This is a genomic window from Sulfurovum zhangzhouensis (assembly GCF_030347965.1).
Classification (GTDB): Bacteria; Campylobacterota; Campylobacteria; order Campylobacterales; family Sulfurovaceae; genus Sulfurovum; species Sulfurovum zhangzhouensis.
Genome location: NZ_JAQIBD010000001.1, coordinates 33,426 through 48,306 on the forward strand (window position 1 = coordinate 33,426; position 14,881 = coordinate 48,306).

A 14,881-nucleotide genomic window follows, 5' to 3' on the forward strand; every position below is an offset into this window, starting at 1 on the left:
ATTGGAATTGTTCTTATTTAAGACCTTCGGCAGTTACGACCGTCACTTGATCTGAAACAAACATGATAACAATTTTGGCTTCGTCGTTTTTCCATGTACAGCTACTTATTCCAAGTGCTTTGGAACAATTTTCCGGTTTACCTAAAAGCTTTAAAACTTCCTCATATGACATACCACTCTCAATCTTGTCATAATTTTCTTTCGTAACTTTGCTACATCCACTTAATAATAGGATCAAAGCAGCTATGAGTAAATATCGTTTTTTCAAGTGATTCCTTTTTTATAATGTATAAATTTTCTTCTTAATGTTTTGATGATGGGAAATTATAACAAAATGATACAACTAATTAGCTCATAATTCTGAGCACATAGGTTCAATTTTTTCAATTGAATCACTTAAAATACAACTTGACAAATACTAAATTAATACTATACCATGTGTGGAAAATTTAGTAGTATTGCTATATACAAGGATTGATTATGGCTGCAACAGAATGTGCAACACAGAGCGTTATTGACTTATATACAGAATTGGCTCTTAACCCGGAAAAAGATTTTGGTTGGGAAAAGGGATTTGATAATGCAAAAGCCCATGGCTATAAAGATAAATGGCTTGATGCCATTCCCTTGGATATTTGGGATTATTGTGCTGCTGTCGGCAATCCTTTTTCTCTAGGTGATTTTCCGGAAGGATCGACCGTTTTGGATTTGGGATGTGGAGCGGGTATCGATGTATGTGTTGCAGCACTACACGTGGGAAAAAGAGGAAAAGTCATTGGTGTCGATTTGACCCCGATGATGGTGCAAACAGCTCGCCGACACGCATCTGAAGCAGGTTTTGATAATATTGAAGTCATTGAAGGTAACCTTGAAGCTCTTCCTGTTAAAACTGAAAGCATTGATATCGTCATTTCTAACGGTGCTATTAATCTAACCACCTCTAAGCCAAAAGTATTTGCCGAGATTTTTCGTGTTCTTAAACCACAAGGAAAACTCTATTTTGCAGATATGATTGATATCTCTGAAGGGACATGTAAAACATCATGTTGCTCGCAGAGCTCTACCGGTGATTGGGCAAACTGTGTTGAAGGAACACTCAAAAAAGAAGAACTCATTGAGATAATGAATGAAGCGGGGTTTGTAGATGTTAAGTGTAAAGGAACCAACCATTACATGACATCACCTACCACTATTGGGGCTACATTTAGTGCAACTAAAGGTGAATGAATCGAATATAATTAAAATGACTACATTACGTTATTTTCGTAAACGTGCGCATTGATATTAACTGGAAACTGATCTCATAATGTACTCATAAATGTTTTCGAAAAGTTCGTAAGGATCAGTTTTGCCAGGAGTGAGGATATTATGATACGTACTAGGGGTAAATTCCAGCTCTTTTTTTTGTGAACCGACACTTTCATAGATCATATTTGCACTTTTAGCATTAACCACAGGATCATGATCCCCCTGTACAATCAAAATAGGATCTTTTACCTGTGAAAGTAATTTGCGGGTTTTATCCATCAGTTTCTCCAGTTCTGCAACGGATGAAAGAGGGTGTTTTGGATAATTTATATGAGAAAGTTCACTGTGATTATCTATCCACTCTTTGATACCGTGTGCATGCAGATATTCAATCATTTCATTAAAGGCATTCAGCGTTGTAATGACATACTCTACTCGTAAGTTATTAAGTTTAAGGGCCGTGTTCACCACAATAACACCATCTACCTGATATTTTGCAGCATGTAAAAGCGCCAAAAGCCCTCCTGTTGAAAATCCTCCGACAAAGACCTTATCACATACTTGCCTCATTGCAGCGAAAGCCCGTTCAAAATCACTCTTCCACTCATCAAGTTTTATCTCCTTGAGTGCTTTTGGATCCGTACCGTGTCCACTTAGTCTCAACAGATAGATATTGATCCCTTTTTCGAAAAGATACTTTGCCATCTCTTCAAGCGCAGCGGGAGCAGAAAGATATCCATGAGCAAAGACAAGTCCAACCGTATTTTTCTGATCAAAATAGACTTGTGGGGCGCCGATACTATCTTTTGGCGGCGGCAGATACTGATAATAGATATACTCTTCTTCATAATCCTTCCAATCAACTGATCTAAGATATTCAAAATTATCCAGTCTCAGTGCTTGTTCACTCAATGTAGCATGTTCTGCAGCTGCATTGCAAATTTTTTCCTGCCATTTGATCTCATTGAGAATAACTTGCATAGTATTTTTAACACGAATTTTATGAAAATCGTAATCTTTCTCCAACAGGCTTTTGTCAAAAAGATAATCCCCGTCACTATCTTGATAGAGGATATTCTGTGCCTCTGCTATTTTCAGGGCAGAATTAAAGGGTTCATAGTTATTATCAAGGATCAATCTAAATAAATGTGTTTGAAGTTCCGGATGCAGGTTCAAACCCGGCATGTCATGTACTTCTCGGATATTTTTATATATGAGCGTTTTAAGATAGCTTGGACAAACTTTTAATGTTGGCATCGTCACAAGACTCAGAATGAATATATGATCGAAGTTGATCTGCATATTGCCATACACTTCTCTCATGATATCGGTGGTCAGTACCTTTCTTTGGCTATCTATCAGGCGATCCATAAGATCATCATCTTCAATGGTACCGCTATGTTCAGCTATATATGCATCAATATACTCTTTCACAACGATCGGTTTGCCAAAATGAAGATGCATATTGGCTTTCATTAGCAGGTTGATCTCTATCTCTAATTCTTCAAACAACCGTGTACCACGAAGGTTTAAAAACTTATCGATAAACAAAAGCAATTGATTTTCACCCGGACGAATAGGATAATAAGTGATCGAAAGCGGCATAATATGGAGATGTACGCTTTCATCAAGTTTGGATCGATCCACATGATGGGCTTTGCAAAAACGTTTGATCGCCGCTTCATCATCCATATTTTTGATGCGTTCACGCATGATCTCTGATTTTAGTGCAAGTACGGCGGAACCTGTATGTACATGCCCACTGTAACTTTTTGTATGGATGCAGAACTCGCCGTTCTCAAGAGTAACTTGTTTGTTTTTGACCATACTTCCTTCAGGATAGATGATCCAACACGCATTTCCCGAAATCAGATCATCCAGTATGATGCAGTCGCGTTCTTTATTTTTATTTGAGATAGCACCTGCCAATCGCATGTACTCTCCCAACCATCCTACAAAGATCGTATCATCGGCCAAGGAACGTGAAATTTGCTTATGCTTGCGGAAAAGCAGATATGGTATGACAAACGTTTCAAAACGTGTAAAGTGATTTGCCAAAAACATTACTGGTGCTTCTGGTATATCTTCTCCACTCGTCGTTATGTTGGCACCGCTGAGTTTTTTAATCAAATATATAATGAAATATGATATCCATAGTATCAGCTTCAGCATCTAAAATAATCCTCATTGGTATATGAATCTACAGCTATGATATTCTGCTGTAATGCATCTGTTTTTTCCAAAATCTTTTTTTCTTCTACACTCAGAGTGTTTTCACCCAATTTTTTCCGTTTTCTGATCACGTCACGAGCTTCGAACATCATTTCTACTGCTTCATTCAATTCTTCGATCCTGCCTCCCCTGTACATATTGCTAAAAACACGGTTACGTACGTTTTCATCTGAAGCAAGAAGCATTGCCACAGCATGCAGATCACGGTCATTTACTGCCCTACCCATCGGGTTGATCCTTCCGCAGTAGCCTTTGAAACGAAATAGCATACCAATAAGTCCGCCAGAGAGGTTCTGATGTATCCCTAAAAAGGCTTCATCTATCTTACGAAATCCCTCTTCCATCCCCACTTTTAAGAACACTTCATCTGCGGGAAGACTCCCCTCAGCTTCAAAACGTTTCAGTGTCGCACTCAAAAGATACATCTGAGACAACACATCTGCAAAGCGACCCGAGACTGATTCTCTTTTTTTCATCCCTGAACCCATGAGTCCTAGGGCTATATCACTCATACAGGCAAATTTTGCCGAACACCATGCCAGCTTCTGTTCATACCTTGCAGTAATACCACGGTTTTGTGGCTTATGGAGGTGCCCTCTTGAAATCCCGAGTATGCAGGCACGAAACATATTGCGTATGATATGTGATAAATGTTCGAAAAAATACGTATCAAAGGCATCAATATCTTCTTTTTCAATTGCTTCGATCTCAGCATACGCATAGGGGTGACAGCGGATCATTCCCTGTCCGAATTGGATCAGTGTACGTGTTATGATATTGGCACCCTCTACCGTAATGGCTATCGGTGCACCATAATACGCATGGGCGAGAAGGTTTTTAGGCCCCATAATGATCGCAGCTCCACCCTGTATATCCATCGCATCCATAATATTTTTCCGAAATTTTTCAGTACTGTGATATTTCATGATCGCATTGGCAACGGCAGGTTTTTCTCCGTCATCAATCGCACCCAGTGTGAAACGCTTTGCTGCATCCAAAACATAGACTTCCGCACCCAGCCGTCCGATTACTTCGGCGACACCTTCAAATTTTCCGATCGCTATACCGAACTGATAACGTACGACACTGTATGTAGAAGCGACAAATGCTGCTAACTTACTCCCGCCGGTACTGGTAGACGGGAGTGAAATTCCGCGCCCTACTGCAAGAGACTCCATGAGCATCTGCCACCCTTTACCGATCCCTTCTAGCCCACCGATCACGTCATCTAGATTTATAATGACATCTTTGCCGATCAAGGGTGCATTGATAAACGGTACTCCCATAGGATCATGTCGTCTGGACTGGTCAATGCCATTTTTGTCTGCAGTCACAAGTGCACAGGTAATACCGAGATCTACACCCCTGCCAAGCAGGTTTTCAGGGTCTTTACAGACAAAAGCAAGACCGATGACTGTGGCTACTGCACCCAGCGTTATGTAGCGTTTTTCAAATTGCAGCTTGATCTTGAGATTGCCATCTGTATCTTTGAAAATAGTACCATGTGAACGGATCGCTGCGGCATCACTTCCTGCTTCAGGCTCTGTCAAAGCAAAACAGGGTATTTCACTTCCATTGGCCAGACGCGGAAGATAATACTTTTTTTGATTCTCCTCTCCATAACGCAGCAGCAGTTCTGCAGGGCCAAGAGAATTTGGTACCATTACGGTTATCGCGAGCACCTGAGAGCATGTGGCGAGCTTTTCGATCACACAGCTATGTCCGTAAGCACTAAATCCAAGTCCGCCGTGTTCTTTTGGTATGATCATGCCAAAAAAGGATTTATCTTTGAGATACTTCCACACTTGTTCAGGCAGATCTCTGGTATAGAAGACTTCCCAGTCATCCGTCATTGCACAGACCTCTTCGACTTCATTGTCCAAAAATGCCTGCTCCTCTTTTGATAGCGTTGGATAATTATAAGAAAAGATCCTCTCGAAATCAGGCTTTCCGCTGAAGAGTTCTCCCTCAATCCATACGCTACCTGCCCTTAATGCTGTTTTTTCAGTATCGGAAATAGAAGGCAACAATCCCTTGCGTTTCAGGGTCTTAAAAAGCGGTTTGGTAACATAATTTGTTCTGAGCGTTTTAAAAGACATTATTGTCCTCCGTAAAATGTTTCGTTATTTTGTACCATAGTAATCATCAGTGATGAAGGCTCAAACCGGTTGCCGTAGGTCATACTGAATCGTTTTAAAGTTTCGACGATTATCGGGATACCGATAGTATCTGCATATCGCATCAAACCGCCACGGAACGGTGGGAATCCGATACCCATGACCATGGCCATATCCAGATATGCTACATCCTCAATGACGCCCTCTTCAAGACATCTTGATGCTTCGTTGATCATAATATAAAATGTTCGTTCTATAACCGTCTGTTCATCGAACCTATCGTTACCTTCTTGTAATGAGTTGATATGCGGATTGATCGATAGAGATTTTTGTCCATGATTATAAAACCCGGTACCGCTCTTTTTGCCAAGCCACCCATTTTTTACCATTTCTTCAAGTACGTTGCTCATTGCCATACGTTCACCGTATGCTTGATTCAGGACTTTGGCAACTTCCATACCGATATCCACACCTACTTCATCAATCAGTAAAAAGGCGCCCATAGGCATCCCAAAATCTTTGAGTATCCGATCGATCTTCTCGATCTCTTCACCTTCTTCAAACATCAAAGTTGCCTCTTTGAGGTAAGGCAGTAAAACCCTGTTCACCAGAAATCCAGGGCTATCTTTAACTTTTACAGGTGTTTTTCCAATCCTTTTGGCAAGATTGATGACTGTTGCGATCGTTGTTTCATTACTTAACTCGCCGGGTATCACTTCAACCAGAGGCATTCGTTCAACAGGATTAAAAAAATGCATCCCTATAAAACGATCCGGATGTTTGAGCCCTTTGGCCAAATCGCTGATAGATATGGAAGAGGTATTGGTCGCGATGACTGCCGTTGGGTCCATAAGTGCTTCAAACTCTTTATAAACTGATTTTTTAACATCGATATCTTCATTCACTGCCTCGATCAGAAAGTCGCTTCGTGAAAACCCTTCATCATTGACAGCATAGGTGATCCTGTCCATATTGAGTTGTATATGGCGTGTATCTATTTTACGGCGTTTCTGCATTGTTTCATACACTTTTCGTATCTTCATGATCGCTTTGGCTGCACTTGAGATGCTACGTACTTTCAGACGCACATCGATCTTCTGATTATCCAGTGCCCATGCAATACTGCTCCCCATCGTACCGGTACCTACTACAGCAGCATGTAAGATCGTTTTGGGAGCTTCTGTACTGAACATCTCATGTCTGAGCCTCTCTGAGATCAAAAAGAGTTTGACCAGATTTTTGGATTCTGGACTGAGTGCAAGTTTGGTCACTGCAGCTCTTTCTATGGAAAGACCTTCCTCCATGGGTTTACCAAAACTCTCTTGCATTACATTGATCAAAGCCAATGGTGCCGGATAGTGCCCCTGTGTCTTTTCTAATACTTTTTTTAATGCTATTTTATTGATCAAGCTACGTAGTATTGTAAAATGCTCATACCATCTGATCCCTTTACGTAGAGGCATGATCTTATTTTTTAGAGTATGGTTTAAAATCTCATGTATCAATCCATCTTTTTTAAATCCTAAATAACCTCTCGGTACGCTTGCATCGATAATACCTGCTTGGAGTGCTTCATCACCAGACAGCTGTTTTGCACCCAGAATGTATTCCATTGCATTACGATATCCTATCAGCCGATAGAGCCTTTGTGTACCGCCAAATCCGGGTATAATCCCTAGCTTGATCTCCGGAAGCCCTATACGGGTATGAGGGTGGGATGTAGCTATACGGTAGTTGCATGCAAGGGACATCTCAAGTCCGCCTCCCAGACACGCACCGTCTATGATAGCAACAGTTACAAACGGCAGTTTTTCGAGTTTATTAAAGATCTCTTGTCCTTTTTTCACAAGGGCTTCAACACTTGAGGCATCTTCTGCTAACCTAATCTCATGAATATCTGCTCCGGCAATGAAGATATCCTCTTTGGCACTTTCGATAAAAAGGATTTTTAGCGTATTCTCTTGCGCCAATACATCTAAATAGTGTTCAAATGCTTCAAGTGCCGATATCGAGAAAACGTTGGCTTGGCTGTCAGGTGTATCAAAATAGAGTGTTGCGACCTGATCATTGTGTTTTTCCAGTCTAAAATAGTCCATTATTCCACCTCCAGCAGCAATGCTGCGCCCTGTCCACCGCCGACACATAACGTTGCCAATCCCCGTTGAAGATTACGGTTTCTCAATTCATGCAGCAGTGTCAGTACCATACGTGTACCAGTCATTCCCACAGGATGTCCCAATGCTACTGCACCGCCATTGACATTAAGTATCTCAGGATCGATTGCCCCGACAGCTTTGCTTTCATTGAAATGCATTTTTGAAAATGCATTAGAATCAAATGATTGCAGGCAGGCTAAAACCTGAGCAGCAAAAGCTTCATTGATCTCGACAAGTTCGATATCTTTCATACTCAATTTTGTCCGCTTGAAAAGTTTATGGGTAGAGATGACCGGACCTAAACCCATACGTTTGGGATCAAGCCCTGCATATACATAATCACTGACATATCCTAACGGTGTCAAACCTCTCTGTTTAGCTTCTTTCTCCCCCATTACAATGACTGCTGCAGCGGCGTCTGTGATCTGAGAAGAATTTCCCGCAGTAACTGTTCCGTTCTTTCGATCAAAATAAGGCCTTAGTGCTGCGAGTGCTTCTATGGATTGTCCATCACGTATGCCATCATCATAATCAAGTATACTGCCGTTTTGTTCATCATAGATGATCGGCATCATTTCTTGTGCGAACCTGCCGCTTTCTTTTGCTAATTGTGCCTTTTGATGGCTCTCAAGGGAAAATTGATCCTGTGCTTCACGGCTAATATGGAAATCCCGTGCCAGTACTTCTGCTGTTGACCCCATCATCAATCCGCTGACAGGATCTGTCAGACCCGAGATCAATCCTATGATCGGTTTTAAAAAACCCGGACGGAATGTTATCAGTGTATGCAGTCGATCCATAATAGTCTTAGATTTTGCCAGGTTATAAAACAATGCAGCCATTTTTTTATTGTAGACCAAAGGGATATTACTCATAGACTCCACCCCGCCGCACAGATAGATCTTCCCTTCTCCAGCACGGATACGGTCAGCAGCTGATGTGATCGACTGCATACCTGAAGCACAGTTCCTATGTACTGTAAAGGCTGGCGTTTCCCGAGGAAACCCTGCTCGTAGCGCAATAACCCTTGCGATATTTGCTGCATGGATCGGTTGAGCGACATTACCGACGATCACCTCGTCAAACTCCTCGAACCTGATAGGTGAACGCATCACAGTTTCACGTACGATCCTGCTCCCCAAGGTATCAGCCTGCAGGTGTTGAAATTTCCCGCCTGCTTTTGCCATTGGTGTCCGTAGTCCTGAAATAATCGCAATTCTTTCTCTTTTCATATATGACCTCCATACATCTGTTCAATCTCTTTATGAAAGTGTTGTTGGAGATGTTCCCTGGCAATTTTCATAGATGGGGTAATGTCACCATTTTCGATCTTTAATTGTTCTGTGACAAGATAATAGCTTCGGATCTTCTCCCAATGGTTAAGGTTGGTATTAACCTTTTCTATATAGTCGTCGATCTGATTAGTGAATTTTTTTGATGATGCAGCCTCTTCAATCGATTTAAATCCATTTTTTTGCGCATAGTCACTTATCATATTTTGATCAATCATCAGCAGTGCTACAACAAAAGGTCGGTTATTCCCTATGATCATTACATAGTCAAACCATCCGATTGCTGTCAGAAGCTGTTCAATATAGTTTACGGAGATATATTCTCCGGTCGAGGTTTTAGCAAGGTCTTTTTTCCTGCCTGTGATGGTAATATATCCGTCCTGATCAATAGAAGCAAGATCACCGGTATGAAGCCATCCCTCATCATCCAGTGCTTCTTTGCTAGCTTCAATATTGTTGATATAACCTTTCATAATGCCCGGGCCGCGTGCTAAAAGTTCATTCTCTTGGGTGAGTTTGACTTCCGTATGAGCATAGTGTTTACCACAAGTACCTATTTTATTGAATCCAGGAGCATTGGCACAGATCACGGGACTTGCTTCAGTAAGTCCATATCCTTGATAAAGAGGGATGCCTATATTGGTGAAAAAACAATTGAGCTCTTCAGTAAGAGGCGCTCCACCGGAGATCATCATACGGAAATTTCCACCAAAAGAGGCACGTAGTTTTTTATGAACTAGTAGATCGAAGATCCTATCGAGCAGCCTTGAAGTACCGTCAGGTATTTTTACTTTTGCATGTCTGAAAGCTGCAGTTGCAATGATCCGTTTAAAGAATGAATTTTCGAGTGCTTTTTGATGCATACGAAAGTAGACCTTTTCAAGCAGTCGGGGTACCACGGTCATCAGTGTCGGTTGAACATCCTGCATGATCGTTACAATATTTTTCACATTATCGACAAAATAGACGCTAATCCCCTGACTCAGATAAAAGTGCATGACCATTCGCTCAAAAATATGGGCCAAAGGCAGAACACTAAGTGCCTTATCTGATTCAAGATAAAGCGGATACTTGAGTTCCGTATCAAGGAGCTGTGAAATAAGATTGGCATGGGTAAGCAGTGCCCCTTTGGGCAATCCTGAGGTACCGGAGGTATAAACAATTGTTAAAGGGGTTTGTGGTGTGACCTTTGACATAAGGCGATCAAACTTAGATCTATCTACCGCATCAATCGTTTTACCTTCCGTAACTAGCATCTCGAAGGATTGACATGACCGGTCAGCTGGAGTAAAATGGATACATGTAATACTGACATCAGCAAGATGAATTGCATTTTTCTGTTCATCCGTCTGCATGAATACCGTATGTACTTCAGCATTTTCGATCTCATAATGAAGGTTTTTGGTAGAAATAGTAGTAAAAAGAGGTACACTGATAGCCCCGCACAGCATCAGTGCATAGTCAACCATCAGCCAGTAAGAGGAAGGAGAGACCGCTATGGCGATCTTTTTGTCACGCCAACCTCTGGCATCGAATGCCAGTGTAAGATAACGTACCGTTTCAAGAAATTCCGATTTGGAAAAGGTCTTCCATTTACCCTCCTCCAAATGGTTTAAGAATGTTTCATTTTCCGGCAATTTCTTCAAATAGTCGTAAAGAGATGAAAAAGTATTTATATCTTGCAACATCTTCTATCCTTGTATATCACACTCTTTTTTCATGCCTAGTCTGCAACGTATCCAAAGCGGCCATTTATAAAAATTTTCGACCAATTTCTTGACGTAATGTGCAACCTTACCGCTCATTCTGAACGTACCAATACTCAAAATCGCATAATCTCCCCCCATTGCAATGGCCAATCCAAGTATCTTGATATTTGCAGCTACAGGATCCTTCCCATTTAAAAGCAGATTGATATTTTTAGCCGCATGGATACCGCTTTCGATTGCCGCTTGTGCAGTATCTGGAATGCGTTTTCCATGAATATCCATAATCTCGGCAGCATCACCGACAGCAAAAACTTCAGGGTGACCAGGGATTTGCAAGGTCGGATCTACGATAATCTGTCCCAGTTTATTGTGTTCAACCTCTACTGACTTGACCATGGACGTAGCTGTAATACCGCCAGTAAAAAGCATAAAATCAAAACGGATCAGTTCACCATTCTCCAGATAGGCTTTATTGGGTTCAACCTTGGAGATATGTGATCCGCAATGTAAGATCACACCGAGCTTTTCCAGGTGTTTCGTTGCATCGTCAATGATATTCGGATGCATTCCTTTGAGCACGGTTTCTGAGCCTGATATAAGGTGAATGGCGATTTTGTCACAGGCAAGTGTATTGCTCTTGTAGTAGCGGTTAAAATAGTGCTGCATTTCAGCAGCGATCTCCACCCCTGTAAGTCCCGCACCGCCTATAACTATACTGAAGTGCTCTTTGGCATGCTTATGATTTTCCATTCTCGCAAAGAGTTCCTGCTCGAAGAACTGCTTCATATGAAAGGCACCCCGAAGATTTTTAATTCCAAAACTGCAGTTTTGTAATCCTCCAATAGAGTCCATAAAGCGTGTTACACTTCCTGTCGCTATGATCAGATAATCATAAAATATCTGCTCTTTTTTCTCTATCAAGACACACTTCATATCCAAATCTATATTTGAAACACCGTTATGTACGAAAGATACATTTTCACCGTAGCTATGACATAGAGAATATAAATTAACAATTGTTTTATCAAAAGGCAGCGTACCGGCTATCAATGAATAACCTTCAGTTTGTAAAAAATGGTAAGGATGCTGATCTATCAACGTGATATTGATATCTTTCCTTCCCGCCAGTTTTTTTAATGCCGCAATCCCGCCATATCCACCACCTAAAATCAATACTTCTTTCATCTATAACTCTTTTTATGTTGTTATAATTCATTATAATGTAAGCTGTATAGAGTATGTGTGTAGTATAAAAATCTTTTCAAACCAAAAAAGGTTTTATTTCAGAATGTTAAACAAAAAAATACAAACCCATCCTGGTTTCTTCAGTACCGCAAAAACCATCAACGTGGATCAAGACAGGAAATGGGAAAAGCATATCGTAAAAAAATAACATACTTTATTTTGAAAGCTTGGCAGAAGCTGCCAATGTACTGGTGTACTAATTGAATTCTTTGAAGATAAGCCCTACTTCTCTCAAGTATACATGTTCTTCACGAGTTCCTTTAATCGGTGGAGATATTACCCTGAGAGTTCATTGGATTGACAGATCGGTGAGTTTTGCAGCAGGTTGAGCCGTTACTATACCTTTGGATATAGTAACGCGTTCATGTAATAAACGAAGATATACCTGTTATTTTCTATTTCTTTCCACCATTAATCATATCCGAGGTAATTCCATTTTCATCGCGGTTTTCTGCAATCAAAATACCAATGATATGTAGTGGAACAAAGATGAGTATAAAATTATAAAGAAATTCATGAACCTCTTTAAGCATTTCAGCTGTTTTATCAGAAATGCCCAGTGCATCATCAAAATGTATCAATAATCCGCTCACAGCCATTATAATAAGAACACCATAAGTAGCAAGGTACCCTGCTTTTACAATCTTTTTATGAAGATTATCTTCTTTGAAATTTTTATAGTTTTGTTTACCGCTTTCAGTAAAGAAAAGCAAAATCCTCCAGACCAATAATGCAGCTAATGCATATCCAAGAATAATATGCCATTCCCACATAGGCGCCCGTATAGCTCTTGCTAGCGATTTTGCCTGATCTGCTGTGACTTCCAGATTCATTGCTGAAAGTTTCTGCGTGAGGATTTCGCTATTCGTTCTCCAGCTTAAAAATGTTTTTCTTAAAAATACAGTGCCTAGTAATCCTAATACTACTGCTGCATGTACCCAATGCCAAACTATAAAATCTAAACGCCATTTTTTCATAGATAGTTCCTTCTGATGGGGGGAAGTGTAATTACTTGAATAAGTATTCAATTAGCAAGTAAAATTACTTGCTAACTTAAGAAGTATTATATACAATTTTTCCTGATTAACGGTTACCTCTGCCACCGCCCATACCCATGCTCATACCTGAGCCAAACATACTTCCCATATTCGGATTTGTTCCCTGATAAGAGTATTCATTTTTATTCTCGTATTGATTCTTATACTGATTTTTAGCTTGTGCTTCCTGCTTTTTCTGATATTCATAAGAGTACTGATTTTTCTTTTGATTTCCTTCTGCCATTACTGCTGAAGTAAGTCCGAAACTTGCCAACAAAACACTTAATACGATTTTTTTCATAATTGATCCTTTTTTAATAAATATTGGAAATTATAAAATGAGATTGTTACCTGGCTGTTACTTGAAAACATCTATTTAGTTTTAAACATTTTTGGCTAATATCCGACCTATGGAACATTTATCGATCATATTCATCGCTATCATTATTGGTATTGTATTTAAAAGATTTTCGTTTTTCCCGGTAGATACTGCGACTACGCTGAATCTGTTTGTTATCTATGTTTCTCTGCCAGCAATGATATTGCTCCAGATACCCAAACTGACCTTTAATGAAGAGATACTCATCCCAGCTTTAGTACCGTGGGGAGTCATGGCTCTCAGTGCACTCATGGTACTTGCTTTGAACAGAGTATTTCAATGGAAAAGAGAGGTTGTCGGTTCATTACTGCTTGTCGCAGTACTTGGAAATACCTCATTTGTAGGTATACCTATGGTCACGGCATATTTCGGAGATAAGTTTGTTCCCTATGCCCTGATCTATGATCAGACCGCTACATTTATCGCACTGGCTGTCTATGGTTCCATTATCACTGCTGTATACGGAGAGAGCGGAAAATTACGGTTTAAAAATATACTTATAAAGATTTTGACATTTCCACCGTTTATCACCTTGGTTTTAGGCCTGATGCTCAATGGTATAGTTTATCCTGAATGGATCACCAAGGTGCTCGAGGGATTTGCATTAACACTTATCCCGCTGGCATTGGTTGCAGTCGGTTTTCAACTGGTGATCAAACTCCCTAAAGAAGAGTTCTCACCATTTCTTAGTGCACTGGCAATCAAATTGATCTGGTCTCCTTTTGTTGCATGGGGACTAATCGCCTTGTTTGCTGGAGGCGGAATGATCGCCCAAGTGACTATGTTTGAAGCAGGTATGGGCCCGATGATCACTGCGGGTGTGATGGCTACACTTGCAGGGTTGGCACCTAGACTCACATCAGCTATTGTGGGCTTAGGAACTTTGATCGCTTTTATAACACTCCCCGTATTGCATAGCTTGATTCACTGATCAGTAGATTCTCAATTTGAAGCTTTGGTACTATCGTAAACTAAAATCATTGGAAATTACACCAATAATTATTTCTCTTTTATCCTCATCTTGAAAAAATATTTCTATTTTCTGTATTATAATAAGAAGAATAGGAAGGAACAATGAAAAAGTTTTTATTTAATATTACTCTTTTATTTTCAGCAAAACTGTTGGCAGAACTCCCTCCATATGTGTATGAAGAGCTTCAGAAAAATGCACCCGAATTACTGCTTATTAAAATAAATAGTGTAGAAACTAATGTATCTTTATTTACAGAGACACGTGTAAATGTAGTCGCTGAAGTACTAGAAGTAAGACGGTCAAAAAGTGGCTTGAAGAAAAATGATCGAATTACTATTGTTTATACGACTTTTACATCAAGGCCAAGGGGATGGGTAGGCCCCTCACCTGTTCCTCTTCTGGAAAAGGATAAAACTTACAGTGCATTTCTAAGAAAAAGTGAGGAAGTTAACATATATATGCCTGCAGCAAAAGGTAAAAGCTTTCAATAACG

The 14,881-nt window shown here is 40.3% G+C and carries 12 protein-coding genes; 3 read left to right on the plus strand and 9 right to left on the minus strand.

Annotated elements, in window-relative coordinates:
* Positions 1 to 13 precede the first annotated feature (13 nt).
* Positions 14 to 268, minus strand: coding sequence for a DUF3862 domain-containing protein (locus tag PGH07_RS00215; protein ID WP_289411873.1), 255 nt, complete (start codon positions 266 to 268; stop codon positions 14 to 16).
* A gap of 212 nt (positions 269 to 480) precedes the next feature.
* Between PGH07_RS00215 and PGH07_RS00220 the strand changes: the two genes are divergently transcribed.
* The gene (locus PGH07_RS00220; protein ID WP_289411874.1) at positions 481 to 1,227 is read left to right on the plus strand and encodes a methyltransferase domain-containing protein; all 747 of its coding nucleotides are present in this window, start codon (positions 481 to 483) and stop codon (positions 1,225 to 1,227) included.
* Positions 1,228 to 1,284: 57 nt separating this feature from the next.
* On the opposite strand, the gene PGH07_RS00225 is transcribed toward PGH07_RS00220, so the two are convergent.
* The 8 genes from PGH07_RS00225 to PGH07_RS00260 form a co-directional block, all read right to left on the minus strand.
* Complete coding sequence (locus PGH07_RS00225) at positions 1,285 to 3,420, minus strand: alpha/beta fold hydrolase (RefSeq protein WP_289411875.1); 2,136 nt, start codon at positions 3,418 to 3,420, stop codon at positions 1,285 to 1,287.
* Positions 3,414 to 5,579, minus strand: a complete 2,166-nt coding sequence (locus PGH07_RS00230) for an acyl-CoA dehydrogenase (RefSeq protein ID WP_289411876.1) — start codon at positions 5,577 to 5,579, stop codon at positions 3,414 to 3,416. The genes PGH07_RS00225 and PGH07_RS00230 overlap by 7 nt, the downstream gene beginning before the upstream one ends.
* Complete coding sequence (locus tag PGH07_RS00235) at positions 5,579 to 7,693, minus strand: 3-hydroxyacyl-CoA dehydrogenase NAD-binding domain-containing protein (protein WP_289411877.1); 2,115 nt, start codon at positions 7,691 to 7,693, stop codon at positions 5,579 to 5,581. Before PGH07_RS00235 ends, PGH07_RS00230 begins: the two co-directional genes overlap by 1 nt.
* A complete protein-coding gene (locus PGH07_RS00240) occupies positions 7,693 to 8,985 on the minus strand; it encodes a thiolase family protein (RefSeq protein WP_289411878.1) in 1,293 nt (430 codons plus the stop codon). Before PGH07_RS00240 ends, PGH07_RS00235 begins: the two co-directional genes overlap by 1 nt.
* A complete protein-coding gene (locus PGH07_RS00245) occupies positions 8,982 to 10,733 on the minus strand; it encodes an AMP-dependent synthetase/ligase (RefSeq protein WP_289411879.1) in 1,752 nt (583 codons plus the stop codon). The genes PGH07_RS00240 and PGH07_RS00245 overlap by 4 nt, the downstream gene beginning before the upstream one ends.
* Before the next feature lie 3 nt (positions 10,734 to 10,736).
* Entirely contained in the window at positions 10,737 to 11,939 is a 1,203-nt protein-coding gene (locus PGH07_RS00250) for an NAD(P)/FAD-dependent oxidoreductase (protein ID WP_289411880.1), read from the minus strand.
* A 455-nt stretch (positions 11,940 to 12,394) separates the two neighbouring features.
* Entirely contained in the window at positions 12,395 to 12,976 is a 582-nt protein-coding gene (locus PGH07_RS00255; RefSeq protein WP_289411881.1) for a cytochrome b/b6 domain-containing protein, read from the minus strand.
* Between the two features lie 106 nt (positions 12,977 to 13,082).
* Positions 13,083 to 13,337 (minus strand): hypothetical protein, encoded by a 255-nt coding sequence (locus tag PGH07_RS00260; protein ID WP_289411882.1) that lies wholly within the window; start codon positions 13,335 to 13,337, stop codon positions 13,083 to 13,085.
* Positions 13,338 to 13,446: 109 nt separating this feature from the next.
* Between PGH07_RS00260 and PGH07_RS00265 the strand changes: the two genes are divergently transcribed.
* Both PGH07_RS00265 and PGH07_RS00270 read left to right on the plus strand, forming a co-directional pair.
* Positions 13,447 to 14,346, plus strand: a complete 900-nt coding sequence (locus tag PGH07_RS00265) for an AEC family transporter (protein WP_289411883.1) — start codon at positions 13,447 to 13,449, stop codon at positions 14,344 to 14,346.
* Positions 14,347 to 14,489: 143 nt separating this feature from the next.
* Positions 14,490 to 14,879 (plus strand): hypothetical protein, encoded by a 390-nt coding sequence (locus PGH07_RS00270; RefSeq protein WP_289411884.1) that lies wholly within the window; start codon positions 14,490 to 14,492, stop codon positions 14,877 to 14,879.
* Positions 14,880 to 14,881: the final 2 nt, after the last annotated feature.

Bases quoted from the DNA above. Each gene is read 5' to 3' on its own strand.
- PGH07_RS00220 (WP_289411874.1), top strand. From the start codon at position 481: ATGGCTGCAACAGAATGTGCAACACAGAGCGTTATTGACTTATATACA.
- PGH07_RS00225 (WP_289411875.1), bottom strand. From the start codon at position 3,420: ATGCTGAAGCTGATACTATGGATATCATATTTCATTATATATTTGATT.
- PGH07_RS00230 (WP_289411876.1), bottom strand. From the start codon at position 5,579: ATGTCTTTTAAAACGCTCAGAACAAATTATGTTACCAAACCGCTTTTT.
- PGH07_RS00235 (WP_289411877.1), bottom strand. From the start codon at position 7,693: ATGGACTATTTTAGACTGGAAAAACACAATGATCAGGTCGCAACACTC.
- PGH07_RS00240 (WP_289411878.1), bottom strand. From the start codon at position 8,985: ATGAAAAGAGAAAGAATTGCGATTATTTCAGGACTACGGACACCAATG.
- PGH07_RS00245 (WP_289411879.1), bottom strand. From the start codon at position 10,733: ATGTTGCAAGATATAAATACTTTTTCATCTCTTTACGACTATTTGAAG.
- PGH07_RS00250 (WP_289411880.1), bottom strand. From the start codon at position 11,939: ATGAAAGAAGTATTGATTTTAGGTGGTGGATATGGCGGGATTGCGGCA.
- PGH07_RS00255 (WP_289411881.1), bottom strand. From the start codon at position 12,976: ATGAAAAAATGGCGTTTAGATTTTATAGTTTGGCATTGGGTACATGCA.
- PGH07_RS00260 (WP_289411882.1), bottom strand. From the start codon at position 13,337: ATGAAAAAAATCGTATTAAGTGTTTTGTTGGCAAGTTTCGGACTTACT.
- PGH07_RS00265 (WP_289411883.1), top strand. From the start codon at position 13,447: ATGGAACATTTATCGATCATATTCATCGCTATCATTATTGGTATTGTA.
- PGH07_RS00270 (WP_289411884.1), top strand. From the start codon at position 14,490: ATGAAAAAGTTTTTATTTAATATTACTCTTTTATTTTCAGCAAAACTG.